At 64.3% G+C, this 26,500-nt stretch carries 27 protein-coding genes and 1 pseudogene; 11 read left to right on the top strand and 17 right to left on the bottom strand.

Annotated features, from left to right (window positions below; all coding sequences use genetic code 11):
* From HCR84_RS17285 to HCR84_RS17270, 4 genes are all read left to right on the top strand, one after another.
* The gene (locus tag HCR84_RS17285; protein WP_166983145.1) at positions 1-999 is read left to right on the top strand and encodes a sugar phosphate isomerase/epimerase family protein; all 999 of its coding nucleotides are present in this window, start codon (positions 1-3) and stop codon (positions 997-999) included.
* A gap of 141 nt (positions 1,000-1,140) precedes the next feature.
* Positions 1,141-1,548, top strand: coding sequence for a tautomerase family protein (locus HCR84_RS17280; RefSeq protein WP_166983146.1), 408 nt, complete (start codon positions 1,141-1,143; stop codon positions 1,546-1,548).
* Entirely contained in the window at positions 1,545-2,573 is a 1,029-nt protein-coding gene (locus HCR84_RS17275) for a Gfo/Idh/MocA family protein (RefSeq protein WP_166983147.1), read from the top strand. The genes HCR84_RS17280 and HCR84_RS17275 overlap by 4 nt, the downstream gene beginning before the upstream one ends.
* 211 nt (positions 2,574-2,784) lie before the next feature.
* Complete coding sequence (locus HCR84_RS17270; protein ID WP_166983148.1) at positions 2,785-3,216, top strand: Lrp/AsnC family transcriptional regulator; 432 nt, start codon at positions 2,785-2,787, stop codon at positions 3,214-3,216.
* A 12-nt stretch (positions 3,217-3,228) separates the two neighbouring features.
* On the opposite strand, the gene ctlX is transcribed toward HCR84_RS17270, so the two are convergent.
* The 8 genes from ctlX to HCR84_RS17230 form a co-directional block, all read right to left on the bottom strand.
* Positions 3,229-4,149 carry a citrulline utilization hydrolase CtlX gene (gene ctlX, locus HCR84_RS17265; protein WP_166983149.1) on the bottom strand — a complete coding sequence of 307 codons (921 nt, stop codon included), beginning with the start codon at positions 4,147-4,149 and terminating at the stop codon, positions 3,229-3,231.
* 9 nt (positions 4,150-4,158) lie between these two features.
* On the bottom strand, positions 4,159-5,196 hold the full coding sequence (gene ocd, locus HCR84_RS17260; protein WP_166983150.1) for an ornithine cyclodeaminase: 1,038 nt from the start codon (positions 5,194-5,196) through the stop codon (positions 4,159-4,161).
* Positions 5,197-5,357: 161 nt separating this feature from the next.
* Positions 5,358-5,705: a TfoX/Sxy family protein gene (locus HCR84_RS17255; RefSeq protein WP_166983151.1), complete on the bottom strand. Its 348-nt coding sequence runs from the start codon at positions 5,703-5,705 to the stop codon at positions 5,358-5,360.
* Positions 5,706-5,717: 12 nt separating this feature from the next.
* Positions 5,718-6,545 (bottom strand): SRPBCC domain-containing protein, encoded by an 828-nt coding sequence (locus tag HCR84_RS17690; RefSeq protein ID WP_166983152.1) that lies wholly within the window; start codon positions 6,543-6,545, stop codon positions 5,718-5,720.
* Complete coding sequence (locus HCR84_RS17245) at positions 6,538-6,873, bottom strand: ArsR/SmtB family transcription factor (RefSeq protein WP_166983153.1); 336 nt, start codon at positions 6,871-6,873, stop codon at positions 6,538-6,540. Before HCR84_RS17245 ends, HCR84_RS17690 begins: the two co-directional genes overlap by 8 nt.
* Before the next feature lie 189 nt (positions 6,874-7,062).
* Positions 7,063-7,827 (bottom strand): GntR family transcriptional regulator, encoded by a 765-nt coding sequence (locus HCR84_RS17240; protein WP_276511789.1) that lies wholly within the window; start codon positions 7,825-7,827, stop codon positions 7,063-7,065.
* Between the two features lie 98 nt (positions 7,828-7,925).
* A complete protein-coding gene (locus HCR84_RS17235; protein ID WP_166983154.1) occupies positions 7,926-8,198 on the bottom strand; it encodes an acylphosphatase in 273 nt (90 codons plus the stop codon).
* Between the two features lie 57 nt (positions 8,199-8,255).
* Positions 8,256-9,785 (bottom strand): FMN-binding glutamate synthase family protein, encoded by a 1,530-nt coding sequence (locus tag HCR84_RS17230; RefSeq protein WP_166983155.1) that lies wholly within the window; start codon positions 9,783-9,785, stop codon positions 8,256-8,258.
* A gap of 117 nt (positions 9,786-9,902) precedes the next feature.
* Between HCR84_RS17230 and HCR84_RS17225 the strand changes: the two genes are divergently transcribed.
* Positions 9,903-10,799 (top strand): 3-methyladenine DNA glycosylase, encoded by an 897-nt coding sequence (locus HCR84_RS17225; protein WP_166983156.1) that lies wholly within the window; start codon positions 9,903-9,905, stop codon positions 10,797-10,799.
* 114 nt (positions 10,800-10,913) lie between these two features.
* On the opposite strand, the gene HCR84_RS17220 is transcribed toward HCR84_RS17225, so the two are convergent.
* Both HCR84_RS17220 and HCR84_RS17215 read right to left on the bottom strand, forming a co-directional pair.
* Complete coding sequence (locus HCR84_RS17220) at positions 10,914-12,230, bottom strand: metal-dependent hydrolase family protein (RefSeq protein WP_166983290.1); 1,317 nt, start codon at positions 12,228-12,230, stop codon at positions 10,914-10,916.
* Between the two features lie 181 nt (positions 12,231-12,411).
* Positions 12,412-13,677: a threonine/serine exporter family protein gene (locus HCR84_RS17215; protein ID WP_166983157.1), complete on the bottom strand. Its 1,266-nt coding sequence runs from the start codon at positions 13,675-13,677 to the stop codon at positions 12,412-12,414.
* A 200-nt stretch (positions 13,678-13,877) separates the two neighbouring features.
* Here HCR84_RS17215 and HCR84_RS17210 point away from each other — a divergent pair, with 200 nt between their 5' ends.
* Complete coding sequence (locus HCR84_RS17210; protein WP_166983158.1) at positions 13,878-15,086, top strand: acetyl-CoA C-acetyltransferase; 1,209 nt, start codon at positions 13,878-13,880, stop codon at positions 15,084-15,086.
* A 37-nt stretch (positions 15,087-15,123) separates the two neighbouring features.
* On the top strand, positions 15,124-16,512 hold the full coding sequence (locus HCR84_RS17205; protein ID WP_166983159.1) for an enoyl-CoA hydratase/isomerase family protein: 1,389 nt from the start codon (positions 15,124-15,126) through the stop codon (positions 16,510-16,512).
* A gap of 128 nt (positions 16,513-16,640) precedes the next feature.
* On the opposite strand, the gene HCR84_RS17200 is transcribed toward HCR84_RS17205, so the two are convergent.
* The 3 genes from HCR84_RS17200 to HCR84_RS17190 form a co-directional block, all read right to left on the bottom strand.
* The gene (locus HCR84_RS17200) at positions 16,641-18,473 is read right to left on the bottom strand and encodes a DUF7507 domain-containing protein (protein ID WP_166983160.1); all 1,833 of its coding nucleotides are present in this window, start codon (positions 18,471-18,473) and stop codon (positions 16,641-16,643) included.
* A 342-nt stretch (positions 18,474-18,815) separates the two neighbouring features.
* The gene (locus HCR84_RS17195; RefSeq protein ID WP_166983161.1) at positions 18,816-19,937 is read right to left on the bottom strand and encodes an AI-2E family transporter; all 1,122 of its coding nucleotides are present in this window, start codon (positions 19,935-19,937) and stop codon (positions 18,816-18,818) included.
* Between the two features lie 4 nt (positions 19,938-19,941).
* Complete coding sequence (locus HCR84_RS17190; protein ID WP_166983162.1) at positions 19,942-20,130, bottom strand: hypothetical protein; 189 nt, start codon at positions 20,128-20,130, stop codon at positions 19,942-19,944.
* Between the two features lie 99 nt (positions 20,131-20,229).
* On the opposite strand from HCR84_RS17190, the gene HCR84_RS17185 reads away from it, so the two are divergent.
* Both HCR84_RS17185 and HCR84_RS17180 read left to right on the top strand, forming a co-directional pair.
* A complete protein-coding gene (locus HCR84_RS17185) occupies positions 20,230-20,757 on the top strand; it encodes a GNAT family N-acetyltransferase (RefSeq protein WP_235940760.1) in 528 nt (175 codons plus the stop codon).
* A 64-nt stretch (positions 20,758-20,821) separates the two neighbouring features.
* Positions 20,822-21,661 (top strand): SDR family NAD(P)-dependent oxidoreductase, encoded by an 840-nt coding sequence (locus tag HCR84_RS17180; RefSeq protein WP_166983163.1) that lies wholly within the window; start codon positions 20,822-20,824, stop codon positions 21,659-21,661.
* Positions 21,662-21,668: 7 nt separating this feature from the next.
* Here HCR84_RS17180 and HCR84_RS17175 read toward each other — a convergent pair whose 3' ends face one another.
* The 3 genes from HCR84_RS17175 to HCR84_RS17165 are packed head-to-tail and all read right to left on the bottom strand — an operon-like array spanning position 21,669 to position 23,474.
* A complete protein-coding gene (locus tag HCR84_RS17175) occupies positions 21,669-22,577 on the bottom strand; it encodes a dihydrodipicolinate synthase family protein (protein WP_338040114.1) in 909 nt (302 codons plus the stop codon).
* A 24-nt stretch (positions 22,578-22,601) separates the two neighbouring features.
* The gene (locus tag HCR84_RS17170; protein WP_166983164.1) at positions 22,602-23,294 is read right to left on the bottom strand and encodes an NUDIX hydrolase; all 693 of its coding nucleotides are present in this window, start codon (positions 23,292-23,294) and stop codon (positions 22,602-22,604) included.
* Positions 23,295-23,330: 36 nt separating this feature from the next.
* Positions 23,331-23,474, bottom strand: a complete 144-nt coding sequence (locus tag HCR84_RS17165; protein WP_166983165.1) for a hypothetical protein — start codon at positions 23,472-23,474, stop codon at positions 23,331-23,333.
* Between the two features lie 230 nt (positions 23,475-23,704).
* Between HCR84_RS17165 and HCR84_RS17160 the strand changes: the two are divergent.
* A pseudogene (locus HCR84_RS17160) lies at positions 23,705-24,972 on the top strand (Nramp family divalent metal transporter).
* Positions 24,973-25,017: 45 nt separating this feature from the next.
* Here the strand turns inward: HCR84_RS17160 and HCR84_RS17155 are convergent.
* Entirely contained in the window at positions 25,018-25,614 is a 597-nt protein-coding gene (locus HCR84_RS17155) for a TetR/AcrR family transcriptional regulator (protein WP_166983166.1), read from the bottom strand.
* Between the two features lie 86 nt (positions 25,615-25,700).
* On the opposite strand from HCR84_RS17155, the gene HCR84_RS17150 reads away from it, so the two are divergent.
* A complete protein-coding gene (locus HCR84_RS17150) occupies positions 25,701-26,459 on the top strand; it encodes an SDR family NAD(P)-dependent oxidoreductase (protein WP_166983167.1) in 759 nt (252 codons plus the stop codon).
* Positions 26,460-26,500: the final 41 nt, after the last annotated feature.

Genomic DNA, 26,500 nt, shown 5'->3' with positions numbered 1-26,500 from the left:
ATGAAACTCGGCGTCTACAACGCAATTCTGCACGACCGCACGCTTCCGGAAGCGATCGACGTTGTCGCGGGACTCGGGCTGCAGGGTATCGAGGTGAACAGCGGTGGTTTCCTGCCAGCAGTACATGTTCCCCGCCTCGACGAGGTACTCACAAGTGACGCCGCGCGCGACGACTACCTCGAACAGTTCGACGGCACCGGTGTCACGATTGCCGGACTCAACTGCAACGGAAACCCACTGCACCCGACGCGCGAGATCGGCGATAAGCATGCGGGCGATGTTCGCCGCAGCATCCAGCTCGCCGAACGTCTCGGCCAGGACCGCGTGGTGACGATGTCGGGTCTGCCTGGAGGGGAGCTCGGCGCGAAGCATCCCAATTGGATCGTCAATGCGTGGAACTCCGCGTCACTCGACGTTCTCGACTACCAGTGGAATATCGCGGCAGATTTCTGGCGTGAGATCGACCGGTTCGCCGCCGACCACGGCGTAAAGGTCGCGCTTGAGCTGCATCCGCAGAACCTCGTGTTCAATGCGGCAGACGTGCACAAGCTCATCGAGCTGACCGGCGCCACGCACGTGGGTGTCGAACTCGACGCCTCGCACTTGTTCTGGCAGCAGATGGACCCGGTCGCTGTCGTGCGCCATCTGGGCGAGCTGGTCTTCCACGCCGCCGCGAAGGACGTCCGTGTGAACCCTGCCAACGCCGCGCTCTACGGCGTTCTCGACAACCGATTCCGGCGTCTCGATCCGTCGGAGGAGCGCACGAATCTCGGTGGTGACGAGTGGGCGAACGAGTGGCCGAAGGATGCCGCGTGGGACTTCGTCGCGCTCGGCAAGGGCCACGACGCGGCGTACTGGGCGGGATTCCTGCGAGCACTGCGTGACGTCGACCCCGACATGTGGGTGAACATCGAGCACGAAGACGTCGAGCTGGGCCGCATCGAAGGGCTTGAGGTCGCCTCTGCCGTGCTGCATGAGGCGAACGCTTCGATTGGCTGACGTGCCCGGAATCGTCGACGGGGTTGCTTCGGTTCATGGGGCAGCCCCGTCGGTGCGTGAGGAGCCCGGAGTCTCGTGGTTTCCATTTTCCGTGTTTAATGTAAGAATGTAAGCACAAAGTATTTAGGGAATGGAGCCCGCATGCCCCTCGTTCGAATCGACATCAACGTCGGTCGCAGTTCTGAGCAGGTACGCGCCATCGCCGACGCCATTCACGAAGCGATCGTCGCCGAATACGGGATCCCCGAGCGTGACAGGTTCCAAATCATCACCGAGCATCAGGCGGGACAGATCATCGCCCTAGACGCGGGGCTCGGTTTCGAGCGCAGCACCGGCGTCGTGATGATTCAGGTCTTCACCCAAGGCGGTCGAACGGATGCCGCCAAGCGGGCGCTCTACGCTGCAATCGCCGACCGACTCGAGCAAGCAGGCGTCGCGGGCAATGACGTGTTCCTTGGCTACGTCGAGAACGGCCCGCAAGACTGGACATTCGGATTCGGCCGCGCACAGTACCTCACCGGCGAGCTCGGTATTCCGGAGGCATCATGAGCGTTCGCATCGGCCTCATCGGCTACGGAACGGGTGGGCGGTACTTCCACGCGCCGTTCATCGAAGCCTCTGACGAGTGCGAGTTCGTCGCCGTGGTCACGTCGTCGCCGACACGTCGTCAGCAGGTGACGTCTGATCTGCCTCATGTGCAGATCGCAACGTCGATTGATGACCTCATCGCCCTCGGTGTGGATGCCGTCGTCATCTCGACGCCTCCCGAGACGCGCCGCGACCTCGTGCTCGAGGCTGTGCAGAAGGGGCTGCACGTCGTTGCAGACAAGCCGTTTGCACCGGATGCCGCCACGGCGCAGCTCCTCGCGGACAGCGCTCGCGGTGCCGACGTGCTGCTCAATGTGTTTCACAACCGTCGCTTCGATACCGACATCGTCACGGCGCGTTCCATGCTCGAGACCGGAGAACTTGGCCGGCTGCAGCGCATCGAACTTCGCTGCGATCAAGACGACCCTGGATCGATCGAAGCTGGTCCCCAGGGCGGGCTGTTGCGCGATCTCGGAAGCCACGTCGTCGATCAGGCTCTCCTGCTCGGTGGCGAACCGCGGTTCGTGACTGCCCACCTCGAGGTGCAGGAGCTCCCAGAGGGGAGCACCGATGTCGGGTTCACGATCGGCATTGAGCACACCTCCGGGGCATATTCCACGATCTCTGCGTCAAAGGCCTACCGGCTCGAATCCCGCGACCTGAAACTTCTGGGTGATGCCGGAACCTACACGTCGAACTACAGCGATGTGCAGGCCGAGGCGATCTTCGAAGGGAAACGTCCGAGTGCAGACCGCGCTGCATGGGGTATCGAGAGCGAAGAGCGCTGGGGCACCGTCCGCACGAGCGCCGGCTCGCGCAGCATCCCGTCTCTGCAGGGTGACTACACGCGTTACTACGATGAGTTCGCTCGCGCGATCGAGGCCGGCGGAGCAGGCCCTGTGCCGGCCGAGCAGGGCGTGACGGTGCTGCGAGTTCTGGATGCTGCGCGCCGCAGTGCCGCTGAGCATAACGCTGTCGCGCTCTGAAACCACTGTGGTAAGCGCAGTCGCCAATTCAGAAGCGATTCAGTCGTCAATGTGAAAATGATCTCGTCGTCAGGTGCCCACCTCGCCCGCTGTCTGCAGGAAATCGGAGCGGTACCCGCGATGGCATCGGGAAAAGGAGTGTCGTGCCAGAAAGTGGCCGCGCGGAGTGCATCGGCGTGGGCACGATGCCGATCGCTCGTAGAATCGGCATATGAGAGACGTTGACGAGCTTGACGAACGCCTGATCGCCGAGCTGCGCCTCAACGGCCGCGAACCCGTGGCCACCCTGGCTCATCGACTCGGCGTGACCCGCGCGACAATCAACAACCGCATCAATCGGCTCGTCGACGACGGCATCGTGCTCGGCTTCACCGTGCGCGTTCGCGAAGACGTCAGTACCGACGTGGTGCGCGCCGTCAGCCTCATCGAGGTGGAGGGCCGCACCACCTCAGACGTCATCGACAGGCTCCGCGGCTTTCCCGAAGTTCACGCGTTGCACACCACGAACGGCGGCTGGGATCTCGTCGCCGACCTTCGCACCAACAGTCTGGCGTCATTTGACAGGCTTCTGGCACGCATCCGTGGCGTCGACGGAGTGATCAACAGCGAAACGAGCCTGCTGCTCAGCTCGGCGCTGCGCTAAATCGCCCCCGACTCAGCGGCTTCGAGTATCGAGGTGAATGCCTGCGAGCATGCAGCGCACGGAACCGCCCGCGAGCTCGATTGTCGGCACCGAGACCGGCACAATCGTGCAACTCTTCTCGATGACGTCACGCTGATCTGCCGTCAACGATTCGAGCGCCCGAACAGAGAGGGCGAGGATGCGGCCATTGCTTCCTTGCAGCTCGATGGCGTTGCCCGCGAACTCACGAATCTGCGCGCGACTCAACGCGATCACCTCGCGGTCATGGGAACCGAGACGCTCGAGAATCTGCGCACGGCGACGATCGTCTGCGATGAAGTCGAGACCGATCAGCGCAAAGTCCGTCGCCACGCACATGAGCACGTTTGAATGATAGATCGGGCGGCCCGCTTCATCGACGGCGTCGAACACCATCGGTTCGTAGCCGAAGTTCGTGCAAAAGCGTTCGAGCGCAATGGGGTCCGCGCGGGCGGAACGCACCGTGTACGCAATGCGGCTCAGATGGTCGAGCACCATGGCTCCGGTACCCTCAAGGAAGACATCGTCGTACTCCAGCCCCGAGTAATCGATGACGTCTTGCACGCGGTACTCGCGCTTGAGCAGCTCGATGATGTCTTCGCGGCGCTCGCCGCGGCGGCTCGGAGATTGCATCGGGTACACGGCAATGTGACCGCCGGAGTGTGTGGAGAACCAATTGTTCGGAAAGACGGCGTCGGCGCGGTCATCGCGCTCATCGTCGAACAGATGAACAGTGACGCCGTGCCGCTCGAGCACGGCCGCGGCATCCGTCACCTCCTGCCACGCCGCTCCGGCGATGGTTTCGCGATCGCCCGACGCCGACGTCTGGAATGTGTTGTCGGTCGCTGTCGCCGGATTCGGCGTGAAATGGCGTGGTCGAACGAGCACCACAGCCGATGGCGCTTGAATGGACATGCGCACGCCCTACAGGGCGGGAACCGGGGCGTCTGAGCCCTGAGCGAATCCGAAGAGATCTTTCGGGTCGTCGGGGTCGGCGACCAGGTCGATGTCGATGGAGAATGCCGAGTGGTTCGTCTTGTCGTGCAGGTAGCGCAGCACCGAGAAGTCTTCGATGGCGAAGCCGACCGAGTCGAAGACGGTGATCTGCTCGGCTGACGCGCGCCCGGTTGTCGTTCCGGACACAACCTGCCAGAGCTCGGTGACGGCGAAGTCGGACTCGACCTGCTGAATCTCGCCCTCAATGCGCGTCTGCTCCGGAAACTCGACGAACACATCTGCGCGACGCAGAATCGCGGCATCCAGCTCGGTCTTGCCCGGGCAGTCGCCGCCGATCGCGTTGATGTGCACGCCCGGCTTCACCATGTCGTCTGTGAGCACCGTTGCGTTCGCCTTGTCGGCGGTGCAGGTGGTGATGACGTCGGCGCCCGCCACAGAATCCGCCGAGTCGCTGGCCACGTAGACGTCGAAGCCCAAAGGCGTGAGGTTGCGCACGAGCTTCGCCGAGGCGAGCGGGTCGGTGTCGAACACCCGCAGCGTGCGGATGCCGAGCGCTTCGCGCACCGCGATCGCCTGAAACTCAGCCTGTGTTCCCGCGCCGATCATTGCCATCGTCGCCGAATCGGCACGTGCGAGGTGCTTGGCCGCCATCGCTGACGTCGCCGCGGTACGCAACGCCGTCAGAAGCGTCATCTCGGCGACAAGCAGCGGGTAGCCGCTTGCCACGTCAGAGAGCACGCCGAATGCGGTGACTGTCTGCAGGCCCCGTGACGGGTTCGACGGGTGGCCGTTCACGTACTTGAAGCCATACAGGTGGCCGTCGCTCGTCGGCATGAGCTCGATGACGCCGATCGGTGAATGGTTGGCGACACGCGGGCTCTTGTCGAACGACTCCCAGCGGCGATAGTCGTCTGCGACGTATTCGCTCAGCTCTCCGAGAATCGTCTCGAGTCCTGTGGCTCGAATCCACCGAACCGCGTTTTGAACACCAACAAATCGAACCATGACGAGCTTGCTCCTTCTGACGCGCCGGATCTTCCACGTTAGGCGCCGAGCCTGCGCACCAACAAGTGCAGAGACTGATCATTTCAGGCAGGATGCTGTACAGAATGCGCAGTGTGGAATTACTTTATGTGCAGCAGAGGTGAGTATCCTTAAGAGCGAAATCACGGATGCCCGTGCGCCGCCGATCGATTATGCTCCATCGCGACTTCGATCCACGAGGAAAGATGCTTATCGTCAGCGATAGCGTCCGCCGTGATTTCGATCCACCCTGGTCCCATGTCACGACCCAGGCCCATCTCCGCTTGCGTTGCCCCTGCCCGGTCGAGAAGCTCGTCGTGCCGGGCGGCATCGACACGCACCAGCAGGTCTCCACCTTTCAAGGCGCTGGCGATCATTTTCTCGTTCACCATCACGGATCGTCCGCCGAACATTGAGACCTCGCGCACGGCAGTCTCGTGCAGGATGAGCGTGCGGATGCGTTCTATGAGCACAGTCTGCTCTGGAGTCATTGGGGCGTCTCCCTAGGACTGCTCGGGCCGGCCGTAGGAGAGGCGATCGAATATTAGTATGCTCTCGCTGATCTTTCCGTCTCTGATTGTGAAGAGTTCAGCTGCGGGAGTGGTTGAGGTCGAAGCTGTCTGCGGGTAGTAGAAGAGTGCGACGCGGTCCTTGTCGACGAACTCAGCGATTTTCCCAATGCCTGTGAGCTGAGGCGCAAACCCGGAGATGAACTCCCGGTAGGCGACTTTGCCATCGAGGTCGACGCCTGGCGCTTGGCACGTGATGTCATCGGCGACGTAGTTCATGGCGCCGTTGACGTCCCCGTTGGTCCACGCGTAGTGGTACTTCTTCACGACGGCGTATGCGTTGTCGTGTGTCATGATTACATCCTTTCTCATCTGCCAACCCTGGGCGCACTCGGTGAGTGGAACCCAGTCGTCTGATCCGGCATTGCCGCCCGCGCCGACGACGGCGAGGCGCGGCAGAAAATTCGCCCAACCGTTGGCGTGGCCGCGCACCTCGGCATCGGGCAAGTTGGAATGACAGAGATCGACACGGGTTCCCGTGCCGATGGCGGTCAGCAGGAACTCGACGGTTGACGCTCCGGCCGGTAAATCGTCACTTCCCGCGAATCCCCACGAGACTACGACTCGGCTCGGATGCTCGACATGCAGATACGTGCCGCGCACCGGGTGCCCGGCAATGTCGACGGCGAAGGTGCCCCCGGGTGTCGGGTTGAGTTCGGCATGCTGCCCCATCCAGGCCTGCATCCCCGCGTCCGTCGTTAGATACGCGAATACTGTCTCGGGAGCAGCGTCAATGTCAATGGATTCCCGGAATTCAGCCATGTGAATTAGGCTCCTCGGCCTCGACGGCGGCCTTGAGCGCTGACAATTTCGTCGGCCAGAAATCATCGAGATACGAGCGCACCGCCGCAAGACCGTTGGTATCGACAGCGAAGAGATGTCGGGTGCCGTCGCGAGTGCCGACCGCAATCCCCGCTTTGCGAAGTACACCGAGATGATGAGACGTCGTCTGCTGCGACAGCCCGACGTCATCAGCGATAACTCCCACCGGTTGAGGATCAGAGCGAATCACGCGCAAGATCGCCCGTCGGTTCTCGTCTGCAAGCGCACGCAGGGCGAGATCGAGATCGACTGCACTTTCAGCATCCAACGACGTCCTCCTTGCCTCGATCTCTCACACAGTAGCACAAGCGATCATTTGTACTTATATCCGTGTGTATTACCACTGCAGCCCAGAGATGCGATCACCCTACGGCTCTGCGGGTGGCCATCTCTCACCGGTACCAGGCAGGAACGACAGAACCGCGAGTTCACGGATGCTGTGGAGAACCGCTGTGAGTCAGCGATCGACGAGGGTGATCTCGAACGAGTAGAGGTCGGGACGATAGCAGTGGCGGCCGTGCTCAATTGCCTTGCCCGAGTTGTCGAACGCCGTGCGCGACATCGTCAGAACCGGGCCGCCCTTCCCGACATCGAGAAGCTCGGCTTCACGCTGAGATGCCGCGCGGGCTCCGATGGTCTGCTTCGCTACCCGCATCGTCACGCCGCGCGTTCGCAGCATCTGGTAGAGACCATACTTCGCAAGATCGTCGATGCTCAGGTCGATGAACTCCTCGGGAAGCACATTGTCGAGAATAGCCAGCGGAACGCCATCGGCAGAGCGCAACCGCGTGAGGTGCAGCACCGGGCTGCCCGCTTCGACGCCGAGGAGCTCTGCGGTCTCGGCATCCGCTGTTCCCCGTTCACTGGAGAGAACGACGGTTTTCGGTGTCTGACCCGAGCGCTCGAGGTCGTCGAAGAGGCTCGTCAGTTCGACGTTGCGCGTCACACGCCCATGGACAACCTGCGTGCCGATGCCGCGCCGCCGAACGAGAAGGCCCTTGTCGACGAGCTCTTGAATCGCTCGGCGAATCGTGGGGCGCGACAGACCGAGGCGTTGAGCCAACGCCACCTCGTTCTCAAGGCGCGATCCCGCGGGAAGAACGTCTTCGCGAATCGCCTTCTCGAGGCGCTGGGAGATTTGATAATAGAGCGGAACGGGGCCGTTGCGGTCAAGATCGACGAAGACGCTCAGCGGCAGGGTCTTCTCTTCCAACTGCGCCACGCGGGCACCTCCATTGTGAGCTGTCGGTTTGTATAGACAATATATACCGTAGGCATAGTGAAGCGCATGTCACCGCGCTGCACGCCGGTCAGAGATTGTCAGCCCGTGATCGAGAACTGCGTTTCGTCATCGACGGGCACGACGTCGGTGACCTCGAAGCTGCGCACGTTCGCCGACTCCGGGCCGGTGCGCAGCCAGCGCAGCATGTCGGCGACACGCTGCGCGGTTCCCTGCACGGCGACCTCGACGGAGCCGTCATTGCGGTTGCGCACCCTGCCCGTCACGCCGAGCCGCTCGGCTTCCCGCTGCGCGGAGAACCGAAACCCGACGCCCTGCACAATGCCGGTCACGACAACAAACTTGCGCTCCATGCCTCCATTCTGGATGCCCGGCATGCAGTTATGCCGGACGTGGGCTGTGTGTTTGCATCACGGCATCGGAAAGAGATCTGCGCTCGCGCGGTTCCAATCGGCTGCCCACGACTCGGGTGCGGCCTCGAGCAGTTCGCCGGGGCGCAGCCACTCGTAGAGCTCTTCATACGACTGGCTCTCGTGCACATCAACGTTGCGACGCAGCATCCGGGGCGTCAACTGCGACGGGTCGCTCACACCCATGGATGCCATCAGGCGAACGGCCTCTGCGACCGTCGCGCTCTGGTAGTTGGTGACGCGGGTGCTCTTGCTGTCCACGTCGAGCGCACGCGCTCGACGTGGGTTCTGAGTTGTCACGCCGACGGGGCACTTATCGGTGTGGCAGCGCTGTGCCTGAATGCATCCGACCGCCATCATCATCGCTCTGGCCGCGTTTGTGAAGTCGGCACCCTGAATAAGCCGCTTGACAATGTCATTGCCCGCAGCAATCTTGCCGCTGGCACCGAGACGGATGGTGCTGCGCAATCCGGTGCCGACGAGGGCGTTGTGCATGATCATGAGGCCCTGCGTGAGCGGCATGCCCACATGGTCTTCATATTCGAGTGGTGCGGCACCGGTGCCTCCCTCCGCGCCATCGACGATGATGAAATCGGGGGCCGTGCCCACCTCGATCATCGCCTTGCACATCGCGAGCACTTCGATGCGCGACCCGACGCAGAGTTTCATTCCAACGGGTTTGCCCCCGGAGAGCTCCCGCATGTGAGCGATGAACCGGATCAGCCCAGCTGGCGTGTCGAACTCCTGGTGATGCGGCGGACTCACGCACTTCTCGTGCACGGGAACGCCGCGGACGCTCGCGATCTCGGGCGAGACTTTCGGGGCGGGCAGAACGCCGCCGATTCCTGGCTTCGCTCCCTGGCTGAGCTTGAGCGACACGCATCGCACGCGATCGTCTGACGCCTTTTCAGCAAACTGCTTCGGGTCGAAGCGGCCGTCTTTCGTTCGGGTTCCGAAGTAGCCGGTGCCAATCTCCCAAATGAGGTCGCCGCCGTTCTCGAGGTGATAACTCGACAGGCCACCCTCGCCGGTGTCTTGGGCGAAGCCGCCGTCGTGTGCGCCACGATTCATCGCCCGCACGGCATTCGCCGACAACGCTCCGAAGCTCATGGCCGAAACGTTCAGCAGCGCCATGGAGTACGGCTTCGTGCAGTCGGGGCCGCCGATGGTCACCCGCGGAATGTCGCCAGGCTGCTTCACCGGCGCGCTGGAGTGAACGAGCCATTCGTGCCCGTCAGCATTGACGTCGCGCTCGGTGCCGAAGGCCTGCTCGCCGTGGGTTCCCTTGGCGCGCTCGTAGATGATCGAGCGAGTGTCGCGGTCGTACGGCCTGCCGTCCCAGTTGCGTTCGATGAAGTACTGCTGCAGTTCGGGGCGGATGCCTTCAAGCAGGTAGCGCATATGCCCAATGACAGGGTAGTTGCGCAGAACAGAGTGCTTGCGTTGGCTCAGGTCATATGAGGCGAGTGCTGCAACAGCTCCCGCGCCCAGGGCCGCAATGGTGCCCAGTGCCCGCGACGTCTTCGTCATGTCATCTCCACGGTCGGGTGTATCGGTGACGCCATGCTACGCCGACAGAGCTATGCGGGCGCCTTCGCCCTGAGCTGCAGCTGGGATCGCGGGTGCTGAGGCGACTACCCTCGAATCATGACCACTCACGCCGCGCTGACAGACCAGGGAGTGCTCGCACACGACCCGTGGGCATCGCGCGAGATCGCGCACCAGCAGCGTGCAGACGCGTTCACGGCCGGGTGGCGTGCGCGCAAGATCAGTGGCGAGCAGCATCCGATCGACGATTTTCTCTTCACCTACTACTCGTACAAACCGAGCATTCTGCGCCGTTGGCATCCGGGAGCGGGCGTCGAGCTCGCGGATGCCGCGCATATGCCGCGAGCGGAATGGAAGTGGTACGTGCCGGGAGAGGTGCCAGGTTCGCTGCGTGTCGATGCCGCCGCCTACCTCCGGGCGAAGGGCGCGGGGGTCACGGCGATTCGACGCATTCTCGAGCGCACCGCGGCGCGCCCAGGCCAGTTCAGCTGCTTCGGTCTTCACGAATGGGCGATGGTGTATCGGCAGGGGGAGCATCGGCACGAGGTTCCGCTACGCCTGGGGCAGAAGGGCACGGATGCTGTCGTCGACACGCACAGCATTCAGTGCAGCCACTTCGACGCGTACCGCTTCTTCACCCCGCAGGCAGCTCCTCTCAACCGGATGCGCCCCACGCGGGAGTCAGCTCCGGAGCTCGAACAGCCGGGATGCCTGCACGCGGGAATGGACGTGTACAAATGGACGATCAAGCTCGGGCCGCTCGTGCCTGGCGAGGTGCTGCTCGATGCGTTCGAGCTGGCGCGAGACATTCGCTGGCTCGACATGGCGGCCTCGCCCTATGACGTGAGCGAGTGGGGAGCCGAGCCCATCGCGATCGAAACGTCAGAGGGCAAGGCAGAGTACGTCAGGCGGCAGCGTGACTTTGCCGAGCGATCAAACGAGCTGCGCCGCCGCGTGATCAACGCGCTGGATGCCGCGGAGCGCGCTGGCCGCTGACGGTGACCAGGTTCGTCACCATGCTGTGCCAGCCACCTCACGCAACGTGTGCCACTTTCTGCCGTTATTTGCCCAGATCAAACGGAAAAAATGGCACTCGTTGCGAGGGGTCATTCAGAGTGTATCGAGCTTCTCATCGATCTCGGGAAAACGCTCGATGGTCGGCGACTCGATCAGGCTGCCTCGCACGACGACAGCGTGCGGCTGCGAGAGTGTACGGATGTCGTCGAGCGGGTTCGCATTCGTCACGATGAGGTCGGCGCTCTTGCCCACCTCGACCGAACCGGTGACGTCGTCGATGCCGAGAATCGTCGCGTTTGCCTGCGTCGCTGCGTGCAACGCGCGTGCGGCGGGCACGTTGCCGTGTCGAATGACGAGGTCGATCTCGCGCCATGTGTTGTAGTGCGTCACAAACGTGAGCGACGAATCGGTGCCCATTCCCAGGGCGATGTCGTTCTCACGTGCATCCGTGATTCCCCGCAGCATCTCGTCGAGCACCATCACCGCGTTCACCCGATTGATCTCCGTGACCCCCGTCGTCTCGAGCGGCAGTTTCACGATCGGCAAGGCAGCCGTGAGGGTCGGAATGAGCGCCGACGATCCGTGCAGCGACTTCGGGTTGCTCCGGAAGAGCTCGATGATCTCGTCGTTCATCGCGGCGCCATGCTCGATGGTGTCGACCCCGGCGCGCAGAGCGCGAACGATTCCCTCGGCGCTCTGCGCATGCGCGGCGACGAGAACCCCGGCGTTGTGGGCCTCTTCGCAGATCGCCGTCATCTCTTCCTCGGTCATCTGTGGGCGCCCGGCTTCCCCGATCGCTTTGGCATCGGTGACGCCGCCTGTCGCGGCAATCTTGATCGCCGTGACTCCGTGCCGCAGGTTGATGCGCACGTTGCGGCGGGCGTCCCAGGGGTTGTCACTGATCAGCGCTATCTGGGGTGCGCCGTGGCCGCCGCTGACGGCCATGAGGGGCCCGCTCGCGATCAGCCGCGGCCCGATGTACGCGCCGCCGTCGATCTCTGCCGCGACTTTCACGACCTCGTATCCGGGGTCGCCGAGGCTGCGAATCGTCGTCACGCCCGTGTTCATCTGAGCGAGGACTGCCCTTTTGGTGCGCCGTTTCAGCCATCGATCGCCGACGGGACTGTGCATGAATATCGACACGGCCTTCTCTGCCGATTCGTTGAGCAGAATCGGCGGAAGTGGCTTGCCGTCTGAGAACAGGTGTGCGTGCGCGTTGATGAGTCCCGGCATGACGAATCTGCCCGTCCCGCTGATCTCCCGGTAGCCCCGAGGCACCTCCACGCCGCTGGCCGGCCCAACCTGCTCGATCGTTCCGCCCTGCCCCACGAGCAGCGTGTGGTCAGGCAGAACCGTGCCGTCGCGGTCTGCCGTGACGATGCTGACGTGAGTGAGCGCGAATGCTGTCATGGCAACAGTCTCCTCCGCGCGGATGCCTACGTCGATGACCAGATTTGAGGATGCCGCCGGCGGTCGGTGTGCCGGGTGCCAGCCCGCCTCATCGTGTGCCACCTTTTGCTGCTATTTTGCCTGGTAAATAGCAAAAAGTGGCACACGATACGGCGGGCAGCTTCAGCTCGGGACAGCAGGGTCAGGATGCCGTCGGCGACAGCGTGTCGCGCCCGCGGCGGCGGGATCGGCCGACGTCGAAGACGATGGCGCCCAACTTCGTGCCGATGCAGAGGCTGACGAACGTTCCGAGTGCGGCGAAGAGAGAGTCGCCTTCGAGCGACGTCAACGCGACGAGGCCGACGGTGCCGGGCACGAGCAGCAGAAACGCGGGCTGAAAGAACGCGACGGCCGGTGCGATGCGCGTCGTGCGCTCAAGCAGCCGCGCCGCGATGAACAGGATGCAGGCGGTGATCCCGGCCGCGGCGACATCGCCGACGAGCACGCCGAGGCCGACGAGCATCCCGTATGTGACGACCATCATCACGATGGTCACCATGATGAGAACATGGTCTGCTCCGAAAGCGACGCCGACGCCAATGGCAAGAACGACGACGCCGAGCCACGCGAACCAGGTGGGCGGAAACCCCTGCCAACCGGTTGCGGCCGTCGAGAGCGAGAGTGTCTCGCCGATGCGTGAGGCGGATGCCGCATTGATCTGCACGCCCGTGATCGCGACCCCCGCGGCGATGCCTGCCGCCATGAAGCCGAGCATGATGGTGCCGTAGATGAGCCGCGACGTGCCGGTGACGGTGTCGACAGAGGTGAGCTCGAGAAGCGAGTTGGTGATGAGGGCGCCGGGAACGAGCAGCGCGACGGGCGCGCAGATCGCGAACAGCGGAACGTCGCCGAGAGCGAGCGCCTGGGCAGCGCCGCCGACGAGCAGCGTCGAGACGAAGGCCGCGAGAAACGGCAGAATCGCGACGGAGCCGGGCAGGCGGCGCACCCACGTCATGACGCCGCCGACGAGAATGCCGACGACGAGCGCCAGCACGATCGCCCACCAGGGGCAGCGGAACAGCGTGGCGAGGCCAGCCGAGATGAGGGCGTTGCCGAGGACCCAGCGCAGGTCAGGATGCCGCGGGCGTTCGGCGCGGATCGAGGCGATCTGAGCCGCTGCCTCCTGCAGCGTGTTTGTGCCCGCTGCGAGGCGTTGCATCAGACGGTGCGTGCGCGCGGCCTGCAGCAGCGAGAGATCTTCTTTCGGCGACTCGACGATCGATGCGTTCGCCGTCGCCGTTTCGCCGATGAAGACGTTCGCGGGCAGAACGGCGATGCTCAGCTCGTCGCGAAGGGTCTGCGGGATGCTGTCGACGAGCATCGTGCGGGTGTCGGTGACCGACACTCCGGCATCGAGAAGCAGCGCGCCGAGCTGCCCGACGGCGAGACGTTCACTCGGGCTAGACATCGGTTAACTCTCGGCGCCTGCTCACCGTGCCATCGTATGCGCGCTGCCGAGCTGGTCAGGCATTCGGAACCGCGCGGTGACACGCCGTGGTGGCGGCGCCAACATGCCGTCAGCGTCGCAAGATGTCCGAATGCGTAAACAGGGTAGAGCAACGTCGCATCGGATGCGTAGGCTGGGCTCACCATCACAGTGAGGTGAGAATGCCGGGCGAAGCTTTCATCTACGACGTCGTGCGCACGCCGCGCGGCAAGAACCGCGGCGGTGCGCTGCACAGCACGAAACCCCTTGACCTAGTCACAGGGCTTGTAGAGGCACTGCGACAGCGGCATCCGACCCTCAATCCCGACATGATCGACGACATGGTGCTCGGCGTCGTCTCGCCGGTGGGTGAGCAGGGAAGCGACATCGCCCGCACCGCAGCGCTCGCCGCCGGGCTGCCTGAAACGGTTCCCGGCGTGCAGCTGAATCGCTTTTGCGCCTCGGGGCTCGAAGCTGTGAACATCGGCGCGCAGAAGGTTGCCTCGGGGTTCGAAGACCTTGTGCTCGCCGGCGGCGTCGAGTCGATGTCGCGCGTTCCCCTCGGCAGCGACGGCGGTGCCATCGCCCACGACCCCACAACGGCGTGGGACTCCGGGTTCGTTCCGCAGGGAATCGGGGCCGACCTCATCGCCACAATCGAGCGATTCACCCGCCGACAGGTCGACGAATTCGCCGCCGAATCGCAGCGCCGAGCAGAGCAGGCGTGGGCAGACGGGCGCTATGAGAACTCCGTCGTGCCCGTCACAGACATCACGGGCAAGATGCTGCTCGACACCGACGAGCACCGCAGATCGGGAACGAGCGCCGACGCTCTTGCGAACCTCCCGGCAGCCTTCGCCCGCATCGGGGAGTTCGGCTTCGACGACGTGGCCCTTGGCCGATACCCGGAAGTTCCGCACATCGACCACGTGCACACGGCGGGCAATTCGTCTGGAATCGTCGACGGGGCTGCGCTCGCCGTGATCGGCAGCCGCGAGATCGGTGAACGGCTCGGGCTGACCCCGCGGGCGCGCATCGTGCAGACCGCGGTTGTGGGAAGCGACCCGACAATCATGCTCACCGGCCCCGGCCCGGCAACACGCAAAGCGCTCGAGCGCGCTGGCCTGACGGCATCCGATATCGATCTGTTCGAGGTGAACGAGGCGTTCGCCTCTGTTGTGCTGCGGTGGATGCGCGAGATGGACGTGCCGCACGAGAAGGTGAACGTCAACGGCGGGGCGATTGCGCTCGGCCACCCGCTCGGCGCGACAGGAGCAATGCTCGTCGCCACGCTGCTTGACGAACTTGAGCGACGCGACCTGCACCGCGGCCTCATCACCCTGTGCGTGGGCTCGGGCATGGGCATCGCGACGATCATCGAGCGAGTGTGACCCGAATGCGCTCACGCGAGGTTGAACGGAGAACAGAATGACCGCGAACACGAGAACCGCGACGTCGGCCCCCGGCGGGCGCGATGTCGTCACCCGCGCGGATGCTGACGGCATTGCAACGCTCACGCTCGACGATCCGAACGCGCCTGTCACCGTGATGAACGCTGCGTACGTCGCGAGCATGCGTGCCGTCGTCGATGGGCTCGAGCGAGACCGAGACTCACTGCGCGGCGTGATCGTGACGTCGGCGAAGCGCTCGTTCTGCGCGGGCGGCGACCTCGCCCTGCTGCGGCAGACTGACCCGGCGCGAGCAGAAGACGAGTCGGCCCGGCTCGACGGCATCAAGCACGATCTGAGACGTCTCGAGACGCTGGGCCCGCCCGTCGTCGCCGTGCTGAACGGTTCCGCACTCGGAGGAGGGTTCGAACTCGCGCTCGCCTGTCATCGCCGCATCGCCGTCGACGACCCGCGTCTGCGTGTCGGGCTCCCCGAAGTGGGACTCGGCCTGCTTCCGGGTGCGGGAGGCACGGTGCGCCTCACGCGCATGATCGGCATCGAGGCGGCGCTTCGCGTGATTCTGCCTGCGGAGACTATGGATGCCGCGGCCGCGCTCGAGATCGGCATCATCGACCAGGTCGCCGCTGATGTTGCTGCGGCGACAGCATCCGCCCGCGACTGGATCGGCGCGCACCCCGCCCCGGTGAAACCCTGGGATGAGCGCGGCTTTCGCATTCCGGGCGGCAACGGCAGCGACGCGCGCATTGCAGACACGCTGCCGGGCTGGATCGCCACCGCTCACGCGAAGGCGGGAAACCTGCCTGCTCCGCGTGCGGCGATGGCCGCCGTCGTCGAGGGCTCGCTCGTCGATGCCGAGACGGCGTCGCAGATCGAGACGCGATACTTCGTGCACCTGTCGCACTCGGAGGAGGCACGCAATCTCATCGACGCGTTCTTCGACAGGCAGCGGGTTTCTGATGAGACGGAGGATGCTCGCGCTGACGTGAGCGCCGTCGTCGACGAGGCGGTGCTGGCGGAGGCGATCGCGGCGGTGCGTGCGGGCGCCGACCCGGAGGTCGTCGACCGGGCCGCGCGGTGCGCTGGCTGGAGCGATGGTGTTCTGAAGCGGGTTGACACGCGTGCGCTCGAGCCGAGTGAGAGCGATTGGGTCGATGCCCCGTTTGCCGACTTGGTTGACCGGATGCTGTTCGCGCCGGCGCTCGCCGCATCACGTGTGCAGGCCGCTGAGGCTCTGGGTGATGCCGAGGTAAACGTCGCGTCGATCGACGCGGGCTTCCCCGCGGCGACCGGCGGGGCCGCGCGGTTCTGCCAGGCGTACTCGGGTGGTGCGGAGGGCTTTGCCGCGCGCGCCGCTGTGCTCGCGGCATCCTATGGTCCGCGTTTTGCGCCGCTGCCCAGTGCGACGTGACGCGTGCTGCCTGCTCGCCCTGCTACCCCAATCGGGGGCCAACTTTCACTATTGACCACGCGCTTTACATAGTGAAAGTCGGTCCGCGATTCTCGAGCCTCGCGCAAGGCTCGTAGCGCTCGCCAGCGCTACGAGCGCCGCATACGCCTGCGCGAGAACATCACGAGCCCAGCTCCGGCCAGCAGCAGTGCCATAGCCAGACCGACCGGGCCCACCGGATCAGCGCTGCCGGTCAGCGGAAGCGCGTCCTGGGTCGACGTGGGCGTATCGTCCGCTGCCGGAGGAACGTCTGGAGACGAGTCAGTGGGCTGCGGTGCCGTCACGCACGTTGATGTGCCTGTCGGGTATGCAACGGTGACCGGATCGGTGCTGGGATTGACAGTGACTTTGACGTCGACGTCCCCGTTCGCCCACGCATATGCATTGTCCGGGTTCTCGAACCAGGTTCCGTCAGCATCCTGATCCCAACCCGGCCAGTCGGTCCCGACTCCATCCGCGCCGACGCTGGCTCCGGGCCAGAGAACCTCGCCTTCTCCGATCGGCACGGTCACGGTCTCGGAGCCGCCATTTCCGGCAAACGTGATGGTGGCAGTCGTTCCCGGGGCGGTTGTTCGGATGTCGTAAGCGAGGTAGGGGGCATTCGCCTCGCAGAACGATGCGACGGTTCCGCTGATCACGTATTGCTGTACCTCAGCGTCGTTGCTCGCCGTCACCGGCGCACCGTCGTCTATGGGGTGCCCTGTGACAGTGGCGGTGTTCACGAGGCTGGCGGTGATTGTCGAGGAGTAGGAGTAGACGAGTTCCTCCCCGGGCCCCAGATCAACAGAATCGTCACCGGAGACCAGGGTCATGTCGTCTTGGGTGACGCCCAGGTCCGAATCGGACAGCTCAACGGGGTTCAACGGCACCTCTCCGGTGTTGGTGACAGTGAAGCAGTATGTAACCCGGGTCCCAGCATCGCCTGCGACACGTTCGTCAGTGCCCTCGATGCCGGGGCACGTCGCATCGGCCCCCTCGAGGACCGTCTTCTCCAGCGCGACATCTGGCTCGGGTGGCACGAACGCAGGGAGGAGCAGTAGTCCGGCGCCGGCCCAGATGCCGTTCTCAGGCTGGCCAGGGAAACCGCTGTTGTCTCTGGGCGATTCGAGCTGGATGGCAGCCCAGGTGGATCCCGCGGGAATCACCATGTCGAACTGAACCAACGCCTGTTCCGGGCCAACGTTGCCGGGGGTGAAGGACGTCACTGGTACGGTGACGGCCGCCGAAGGGCATGGCTGGTTCGGCGGCGAGAACGGGTTGGTGACGCCCTCAACGCCACCGAGGGCGGGGTTTGGAACTCCGTCGTCATCGACGAGATCGGCGTTTGTTGACGGAGCCGTACCGGAGCCCGTGGCTACCCAGATCGATGAAGCCCGGCAGTCCGACGTGTCATAATCCATGCCAACCGCCGAGGTTGTGAATGAAGCCGTGTAATCCTCGAGAAGCGGGTAGCCCCAGTCGTAGACGATGAGATCGGTAGTGGGCGAGGAGGTGGAATTGCCGCCGTAGTAGTAGTCGACACCGGTCTTCCAGACTGTTGTGGAGTCAATGGTGCACGGGGAATCGTCGTAGATTGCGGTTATGGTGGCGCCACCCCAGCGGTTCTCACCTCCATCGATCCCATCGACCGGAGGTGTCACGGTGACCGTGTATGTACCCGCAGCATTGCCGGTGAACAGGCCGGTGATATCGGCAGCGTATCCATATGCGGTGGCTGCCGGCGTGACGGGGAGGCCGGTTGCGTCCGTTGACTCGGAGCCAGCGAACGTGCCCGAGGCAGTGCCACCTGGGCCGGTCACCTCGACGCCGATGGTCGGGTCAAGGGGTGCAGGTTGCCAGATGCCGGTCCACTCAATGACGGCTCGGATGACCGGACCATCGAACGCGAGAGTGAGAAATTGAGGGCCCGTGGATTCTGCCATCGAAACGGCACCAAACTCGGACGCAACGCAACCATCTGCTGGGGGCGTCACGTCGGAAATCGCGGCTTGCGCGGGGGTCGGACGAATCAGTATCAGCGCCAGGATCGTGGCGACGACAAGGAATACGATGCGCGCGAGATGTGCTGAAACTCCAGCACGGCGGCGAATGGGGGACGCTGTCACGAGCTGCCTCTCGGCTGACGGATGTCTGGTGCGGGGAGGCTAGCACGCCTGACCCACCCGCCGGGTACCCCCAGTTCGAGGGCGTTTGCCACGTACGCTGGCCCGTCACCGTCAGATTCTGACCCTCACGTTCTCGAGCGCCAGCACTGGCGTGACGGGCTATGCGATCTCGGGGCGCTTCTTCTTCATCGGGGCGGCCGGCTCGTTCTCGCCGTTCCATACCGTGACGATGCCCCAGGCGACCGCCGTGATCGGCACAGCGAGAACGGCGCCGATGATGTTGCCGAGAATCGTTCCGGCCGTCAACGCAAGCAAGATCACGAGGGCGTGCAGCTTGAGCGACCGGCCCATGACGACCGGCTGCAGGAAGTTGCCCTCGAGCTGGTTGACCAGCACGACGATACCGATCACGATCACCGCGGCGAGCGGACCGTTGGTAACCAACGCGACAAGGGCGGCCAGGATGCCGGCGGCGGTCGCCCCGACGATGGGAATGAACGCCGTCAGGAACACGATCACGGCAAGCGGAACCGCGAGTGGCACCTGCAGGATCGCAAGGCCGATGCCGATTCCGATCGCGTCGGCGGCGGCAATGATTGACGTGCCGCGGGCGTAACCGCCGAGTGTCTGCACCGTTTTGTCGCCGATGCGGCGCGCACGCTCGTAGCGCTCGCCCTCGAACGGGCGAAGCAGGAACTCCCAGATGGCGGGGCCGTCCTTCAAGAAGAAGAACAGCACGACCATCATGAGCACGAGCCCCGTCAGGAAGCTCGCGGTCGCCGATACCCCGGCGAGGGCACCCGAGCCGAACTGGGCGCTGGTGACGAAGTCGACGGCCGTGTCTCGCAGGTTATCGATCTGCGCCTGGTCGATCGAGAACGGCAGGTGCTCAACGTACCCCTGCAGCTGGGTGATGCCGTCGTTCGCCGAATCGATCAGCTCGTCCCACTGTGTGCGCACAGCCCACACGATGAGCCAGACGATGCCGGTGACGATCAGCAGTGAGCCCACAAGCGCAATGATCGTCGCGAGAACACTCGGAACCCCCTTGCGTCGCATGAACGCCATCAGCGGGTTGAACGCCGATGCGAAGATGAGCGCAAGCACAACGGGGATGAGCACAAGGCTCAACTGCATAAGACCGTAGATCGCGACGGCGACAATGGCGAGCACAGCGATCATCTGGATGCATCGCGTCGCCAGCCGACCGAACCCATCGGTCCACAGGGTTCGAGTCGGACGCGCGGGCGCCGGATCCGGCGTGCGCGAGAACAGACCCATTCGGCTACTTCAGCTTCTTTGCGAGCTGCTTGTCAACGCGCTTGGCGCGCTTGCGGGCTTCCTTGAGGGCCGGGCTCGACCACGCCTTGACGCGCTTCTTGGCGTCATCGAACTCGCCACGTTCGCTTTTCACGCCGAGACTGAAGAAGATCGCCCCGACGATCACGGTGAGTACGAATGTTCTGAACTTCATAGTGCCCTCCCCAACGAACATATTCCTGTCACGCTATGCAACATCGTCAGCCTGAACGAATGGTGGATGCTGGCAGATACCGTGTGAAAACATTGACGGGTGCTTCACCATCTCGAGACTGACCGCCTGACCCTGCGCTCGTGGACGGCTCGAGACGCCGACTTCGTGTTCGACATGTACTCGAGGCACGAGGTGCGGCGCTACATCGGGCACGGCCACGTGATGCAAGAGCGCGACGAGGCTGTGAAGCTGCTCGAGCGCTGGAGCGAGCTGCAGCATCCGATTCATCACATCTGGGCCGTGGAGCGCACGGCAGATGACCAGCTGCTCGGCGCGCTGCTTCTCACATCGATTCCCGCGTCGGGCGCGGGCGTGCCCTCGGGCGACACGGAGATCGGCTGGCATTTTCACCCGGATGCCTGGGGGCAGGGCTTTGCGAGCGAGGCGGCGCGGCGCGTGCTCGACCACGCCTGGGAGGCCGGGCTCGAACGTGTCGTCGCGGTGACGAACCCAGAGAACGCGGCGTCAATGGCGGTGTGCCGGCGCATCGGCATGACGCATCTGGGGCAGAGCGATGCCTACTACGACACGCTGTGCGAGCTGTTCGAGGTGCGTCGGCCCGCCTGAACCCACGGTGTGCAGCGGCAGCCTGGTGTGACACTCTGAGAACATCGCGTGACGAGGAGGTCGCATGAAGCGGTTCGAGGGCAGGGCGGCGTTGATCACGGGCGGCGCGCACGGAATCGGGTTCGCCTGCACACGCCGTCTGGCAGAAGAAGGCGCGACGGTGGTGATCGGCGACATCGACATGGATGCTGCCGCTGATGCAGCATCCGCCATCAACGAGCTTGTTGCACCCGGCGTTGGCAGCGACCGCGCCGCCTACGCCGTGCACTGCGACGTCACCGAGCGCGGCGCTGTCGAGCGCGCCGTCGCCGAAACGGTGCAGCGGTGCGAACGTCTCGACGTGCTCGTGAGCAACGTGGGAGTCGCGAGCGGTGTGCCCTTCGCCGACACAGACGATGCGGAATGGGAGCGGCAGAGTGATCCGACGCTCTCGGGTTCGATGCGGGTGATCCGCGCGGCGCTGCCCCACCTGCTCGAGGCGCCCGGTGGAGGCGCGGTTGTGGCGACGGCCTCGGTGAATGGACTGATCGCGTGCGGCGGTGTCGCTTATTCGGCGGCGAAGGCTGGGGTGATCAACGCGATGAAGAACCTCGCGGCCGAGTACGGCGCGAACGCTCGGGGAACGGTGGACGCGGCAAGCGGCTGGGTTCGGTTCAACGCCGTCGCTCCCGGAACGACGGCGACCCGCGTGTGGACAGAGCGCGGCGCCGAGGGGGAACGGGACATGCGGGAGTTCGGCCGGCTCACCGCGATGGGCAGGCCGGGAACGCCCGACGAAATCGCCGCCGCCGTGGCATTTCTCGCTTCACACGACGCGGCGTGGATCACCGGTGTCACCCTGCCGGTCGACGGCGGCCTGTCGGTGGGCCCCCTTGCGCACATTCTCGCTGCCGACGGGAACTGACGACGTCTCACACCTCGATGTCGCGCAGGTTCAGGTTATCGACGACCGCGCGAACGGTGAGCCTCTCGGCGTTGCTGAGTCCAACGATCGGATGCGGCAGACACTGCGGGCCGACAAGCCCCAGTTCTTCAGCGACAGCTGCGACCACGCGAAAACTGCCGTGGCTGGCAAACAGCTTCCACAACGGCGACAGGCAATCGGATGCCGCGCGCGCAGCCTCGGTGTCACCACGCCTCGCGGGCTCCATGATCCTCTGCGCCGTTCGTGGCAGCGTTCCGGCGACAACGGAGTACCAGCCATCGCATCCTGCCGCGAGACCGACGGCCGCGAACGCATCGCCCGAGACACCGATGGCCGTCTGCTCGGGAAGCTGGTGACGAAGATTCGCGATGTGCGCGGCAGCGTCGTGGAGGTGAGCAGGGACGCCGGGTATCTTGATCGCGGCCACGTGGGGCAGCTCGGCGATGCGGGAATAGAGCTCAGCCGTGAATGTCGTGTGCGTTGTTCCCGGGTTGTCATAGACGATGAGCGGAACGTCGAGGTCGCGAGTCACCTCTTCGAAGAGGGCGAACACGTCAGCATCTCTGAGCGGCTGGTACGAAAGCGCCGGAAGCAGCACGGCGCTCGCTCCGGCATCCTGGGCGTCGTGCAGATGCGCGAGAACGTTGGCCGTGCGTGTGGCGCCGATGCCGATGATGATCGGCGTTCCCTCCGCCGCCTCGACGGCGACCCGGCCGAGACGGGAGCGTTCCTCACGGGTCAGGTAGGCGTAGGAGCCCGTTGAGCCGAGAGCACCGATCGAGTCGACGCCCGACCTCGCGAGTCGAGAAACGAGCCGCTCAAACGATGTCTCATCGACGGCATCTTCGTGAAAGGGGGTGAGGGGAAAGGCGCTCAAGCCGATGCGCATGGGCATTCTCCGATTCGGTGATGGCGGTGGTCACACGGTGAGTTCGCGCGCCGTGTTCCAGGGGTTTGTCCAGCCGAGCTCGTCGAACAGCCTCGACAGCACCATTCCCGTGAAACCCCACAGCAGGGTGTCAGACTGCGCGAGAGTGAAGGCTGGGGCGCGAAACGTGCGGCTGCCGTAGCGGCGAACCGACGTGACGCGATTCGCGGGGTCGAGCAGATCGGCAACGGGCACACGAAAGACGTCAACGGTTTCGGCGTGGTCAACGGCGGCGACGCGAGACGGATGCCGCCACCAGCCGAGCACCGGAGTCACTGTGTGATTGCTCACGGCAAGTGGAACCTCCGGCAAAGTTCCGATGACGTCGACGCCCGCGGGGTCGAGCCCCGTCTCTTCGCGAGCCTCGCGCAACGCGGCGGCGATGGCATCCTCGTCGTGTGGTTCGAGGCGACCGCCGGGAAACGAGATCTGGCCCGGATGCGAGCGCAGAGTGGCCGAGCGGCGCTGAAGCAGCACGTCGAGGTCTGCTGGAACGGGGCCACTGCTGTCGCGCGCGGGGGCCTCGTCGAGCACGCCGAAGAGAATCAGCACGGCGGCCGGCCGCACATCGTCGTCGGCCGCAGGCAGAAAACCGCGCTGCCAATCAACGTCGCGTGAGCACAGCGCGGCCAGCTGCTCGCGAATCGAGAGCTCGGTGCGGAGGTGTCGGCTGTCAGCGCCCATGCCGCCTAGCTTATGCTCGCCGGCGACGGCATTCGACTACCGCTTTTTGTTGTGCACCGCGTCGACGATGTCGCTCTGAGCGCGATCGCCGGCCTTCGCCTTCTTATCGGCGCGCTTCTCTTTGAGAGTGCGGGTGGCGGCGGTCTTCTGGCCATTTTTCTTGGGCGACTTGTCAGACACTGTCTGCTCCCTTGATGGGGAGCCTGAGTGGCCCCGTGAGGTAACCATACGCTGTGACGGGAGCCCCACCTATGGCGGAGGGGAACTCAAGGGCGTATCCCAGCTTTGCTTCTGGTCTGTGCATAACGTGGTCTGTGGATAACTCCGCGCCGCACGGCCGTGCGGGCTTAGTGTGAACGTGCGATGCACATGCATGGCGCAATAGCGCGCACGAAAAGGGGACAGCTCGGATGACGGAAAATGCTCAGGGTCTGACCGAGGAACCAGGAACGAAGTGGAAGGTCGTCGGGCCGGGGCTCGTCGTTGCGGCAACCGGTGTGGGGGCAGCCGACATGGTGTCGACGCTCGTCGCCGGTTCGATGTTTGGGTTTACGCTGCTCTGGGCAATCATCGTCGGCGTCATTATGAAGATCGTTCTCGTCGAGGGCGCCGGACGCTACGTTCTCGCCTCGGGCAAGACGATCTTCGAAGGCTGGCGCACGCTCGGGCGGTGGCCCGTCTGGTATTTCGCGCCGTACATCATTCTCTGGGGCTTCATTTACGGGGCAACGGCGATGGTGACGACGGCCCTGCCCATCGCCGCGCTGCTGCCCGGCGTCCCGCTGAACCTGATCGCTGTCATCTGCGGTCTCGTCGGCCTCGTGCTCGTGTGGTTCAACCGGTACGCCGTGTTCGAGAAGATCACCGCCGTGCTTGTCGGCATCATGTTCGTGGTGATGGTCGGGCTCGCGATCATCGCGGCCCCAACCTGCCTGATCTGCTTGCCGGGCTGATTCCGCGTCTTCCCGAGGACTCGGTGCTGTACACATTGGCCATGGCCGGCGGCATCGGCGGAACCATCACGCTCGTGGCCTACGGCTACTGGTTGCGCGAGAAGGGATGGTCGAGCCCAGCATGGATGCGCGTGATGCGCATCGACAATACAATGGCCTACGTCGTGACGGGCATCTTCGTCATCTCGATGTTCATCGTCGGTGCAACGGTTGTGGCCGAGGCCGGTATCACGCTCAGCGGAGACTCGAAGGGCCTGCTGCAGCTCACCGACGTGCTGAAAGACAAATACGGTGATGTCATCGGCGTCGCTTTTCTGATCGGTTTCTTTGCCGCATCGTTCTCGTCGCTGATCGGCGTCTGGAACGGCGTCTCGCTCATGTTCGCTGACTTCTGGGGAAACGTGCGCGGCAAGGGGCCCGACCACCCCGATTCACGAGAGAACGGCAGGTACTTCCGCTTTTACCTGCTGTGGCTGACCTTCCCACCGATGCTGCTTCTGCTGATCGGCAAGCCCATCGCCCTCGTGATCGCCTACGGGGTGCTAGGCGCACTGTTCTTGCCGTTCCTCGCGATCACGCTGCTGCCGCTGCTCAACACGGACCGCGTGCCGAAGCAGTGGCGCAACCGCTGGTACCTCAACGTGGTGTTGGTGGCCACGGCTCTGCTGTTCATCTGCCTCGCGATCTACAAGCTCGCCGACATCATCATGGGCTTCTTCGCCTAGCGGGGCAGGATGCTGTCGCGAACGCGGCGCGAGCGCATCCGCTGATCACATGCGTGACGGCGACGCGATGCGCCGCGCTGCTTCGACGACAAAATGACGGCGACGCGCGCGCTCCTGTCTGTCGTTTGCTCCGGCACCGGTGATCATCTCGGCGAGCTGCGGAACGGTCTGCCACCAAGCGGCAAGGGCGATGAGCGCGAACACGAGGTGAGCGGGGTCGAGGGTGTCATCGAGAATGCCCTCGCGCTGGGCTGCTGCGAAGCGCTCGACCTTCTCTCGGTAGTGCGTCGCGCGGCTCGCGGAATCAGCGGGCGGACCGCCCTGCAAGCCCTCCCACTGCAGCAGCCGACCCAGCTGGGGATGCGTCGCGTGATAATCGAAAGTCGCCCCGGCGAACTCCCCGATATCGTCCAAGCCAACGCCCGCAAGCCCGACCGATGCGGCAAGTCGCTCCAGCTCCGTCGCCAGCACGAGGTCCCACAGCATCCTCTTGTCACCGAAGTAGCTGTAGAGCCGCTCCTTGTTCACGCCAGAGCGAGCGGCGATCGACGCAACTGTCGTGCCGTCGAAGCCGCGTTCTGCGAACTCAACCAATGCGGCATCGCGCAGTCGGCGCCGTGTTCCCTCCGTGTCCCAAGCCATGAACCTAAGTTACCAACTTAATGGTTGGAAACGAGGTGCGAAGAGCGTAGAGTGTGCAACCACATCGTTGGAGTTGGAGATTACCCATGACACAGATTGATCGTCTCCCCACGGAGATCACGACACCCGAATCACACCAGACAGCACTGGTGACCGGAGGAAACAGTGGAATCGGGTTCGCTGTCGCGCGACAGCTACTCGACCGCGGCGCGACTGTCTGGATCGGAGCGCGCGACATCGACAAAGGGCGGCGGGCAGCAGCCGAACTCGGCCCGAGTGTGAGGGTCGTTCACCTGGATGTCACCGATGCGACGTCGGTTGCGGCGGCGGCAATTCAGATCGGCGAGCTCGACATTCTCATCAACAACGCGGGGGTGAATCCCGGCGGCGAAGACATCACGGGCACCGACATCGAGCAGTTGCGCGTCGCTTACGAGACAAACGTCTTCGGTCTCATCGCTGTAACCCAGGCGATGCTTCCGGCACTCCGTCGCTCAGCGCACCCTCGCATCGTCAACGTGTCGAGTGGCACGGGGTCACTGACCTGGAACAGCGGTGCGAATCCGCAGTTCGATTGGGAACGGGTGCAGGGCGGCGGAATCGCGTACCGAAGCTCGAAGACCGCGGTGAATGCGGTCACCCTCCTCACCGCTCAGGCCTTGGGCGCCGATGTGAAGGTGAACGCGCTGGCGCCTGGGCGACGCCAAACGAACCTCGTTGCTGGCGCAACAGGCGGTGGCGACCCCGCGGAGGCCGCGACGGGAGTGCTGCGACTCGCGCTGCTGCCCGACAATGGCCCAACAGGGGCGCTCTGGTCATGGGACGGCACGCTGGTTCCCTGGTAGCCGCCCGTCCCGCGGAGCGTTGCTCGTGAGCGCGACGAGTT

The sequence above is a fragment of the Paramicrobacterium fandaimingii genome (assembly GCF_011751745.2).
GTDB lineage: Bacteria > Actinomycetota > Actinomycetes > Actinomycetales > Microbacteriaceae > Paramicrobacterium > Paramicrobacterium fandaimingii.
The sequence above is the reverse complement of the archived record's forward strand: the minus strand, read 5'-3'. Positions and strand labels throughout refer to the sequence as shown.

Bases quoted from the DNA above. Each gene is read 5' to 3' on its own strand.
- HCR84_RS17255 (WP_166983151.1), bottom strand. From the start codon at position 5,705: ATGACTCCAGAGCAGACTGTGCTCATAGAACGCATCCGCACGCTCATC.
- HCR84_RS17150 (WP_166983167.1), top strand. From the start codon at position 25,701: ATGACACAGATTGATCGTCTCCCCACGGAGATCACGACACCCGAATCA.
- HCR84_RS17175 (WP_338040114.1), bottom strand. From the start codon at position 22,577: ATGCCCATGCGCATCGGCTTGAGCGCCTTTCCCCTCACCCCCTTTCAC.
- HCR84_RS17225 (WP_166983156.1), top strand. From the start codon at position 9,903: ATGACCACTCACGCCGCGCTGACAGACCAGGGAGTGCTCGCACACGAC.
- ocd (WP_166983150.1), bottom strand. From the start codon at position 5,196: ATGGTTCGATTTGTTGGTGTTCAAAACGCGGTTCGGTGGATTCGAGCC.
- HCR84_RS17180 (WP_166983163.1), top strand. From the start codon at position 20,822: ATGAAGCGGTTCGAGGGCAGGGCGGCGTTGATCACGGGCGGCGCGCAC.
- HCR84_RS17275 (WP_166983147.1), top strand. From the start codon at position 1,545: ATGAGCGTTCGCATCGGCCTCATCGGCTACGGAACGGGTGGGCGGTAC.
- HCR84_RS17190 (WP_166983162.1), bottom strand. From the start codon at position 20,130: ATGAAGTTCAGAACATTCGTACTCACCGTGATCGTCGGGGCGATCTTC.
- HCR84_RS17210 (WP_166983158.1), top strand. From the start codon at position 13,878: ATGCCGGGCGAAGCTTTCATCTACGACGTCGTGCGCACGCCGCGCGGC.
- HCR84_RS17220 (WP_166983290.1), bottom strand. From the start codon at position 12,230: ATGACAGCATTCGCGCTCACTCACGTCAGCATCGTCACGGCAGACCGC.
- HCR84_RS17285 (WP_166983145.1), top strand. From the start codon at position 1: ATGAAACTCGGCGTCTACAACGCAATTCTGCACGACCGCACGCTTCCG.
- HCR84_RS17230 (WP_166983155.1), bottom strand. From the start codon at position 9,785: ATGACGAAGACGTCGCGGGCACTGGGCACCATTGCGGCCCTGGGCGCG.
- HCR84_RS17270 (WP_166983148.1), top strand. From the start codon at position 2,785: ATGAGAGACGTTGACGAGCTTGACGAACGCCTGATCGCCGAGCTGCGC.
- HCR84_RS17235 (WP_166983154.1), bottom strand. From the start codon at position 8,198: ATGGAGCGCAAGTTTGTTGTCGTGACCGGCATTGTGCAGGGCGTCGGG.
- ctlX (WP_166983149.1), bottom strand. From the start codon at position 4,149: ATGTCCATTCAAGCGCCATCGGCTGTGGTGCTCGTTCGACCACGCCAT.
- HCR84_RS17195 (WP_166983161.1), bottom strand. From the start codon at position 19,937: ATGGGTCTGTTCTCGCGCACGCCGGATCCGGCGCCCGCGCGTCCGACT.
- HCR84_RS17280 (WP_166983146.1), top strand. From the start codon at position 1,141: ATGCCCCTCGTTCGAATCGACATCAACGTCGGTCGCAGTTCTGAGCAG.
- HCR84_RS17205 (WP_166983159.1), top strand. From the start codon at position 15,124: ATGACCGCGAACACGAGAACCGCGACGTCGGCCCCCGGCGGGCGCGAT.
- HCR84_RS17215 (WP_166983157.1), bottom strand. From the start codon at position 13,677: ATGTCTAGCCCGAGTGAACGTCTCGCCGTCGGGCAGCTCGGCGCGCTG.
- HCR84_RS17690 (WP_166983152.1), bottom strand. From the start codon at position 6,545: ATGGCTGAATTCCGGGAATCCATTGACATTGACGCTGCTCCCGAGACA.
- HCR84_RS17170 (WP_166983164.1), bottom strand. From the start codon at position 23,294: ATGGGCGCTGACAGCCGACACCTCCGCACCGAGCTCTCGATTCGCGAG.
- HCR84_RS17200 (WP_166983160.1), bottom strand. From the start codon at position 18,473: ATGGCAGAATCCACGGGCCCTCAATTTCTCACTCTCGCGTTCGATGGT.
- HCR84_RS17155 (WP_166983166.1), bottom strand. From the start codon at position 25,614: ATGGCTTGGGACACGGAGGGAACACGGCGCCGACTGCGCGATGCCGCA.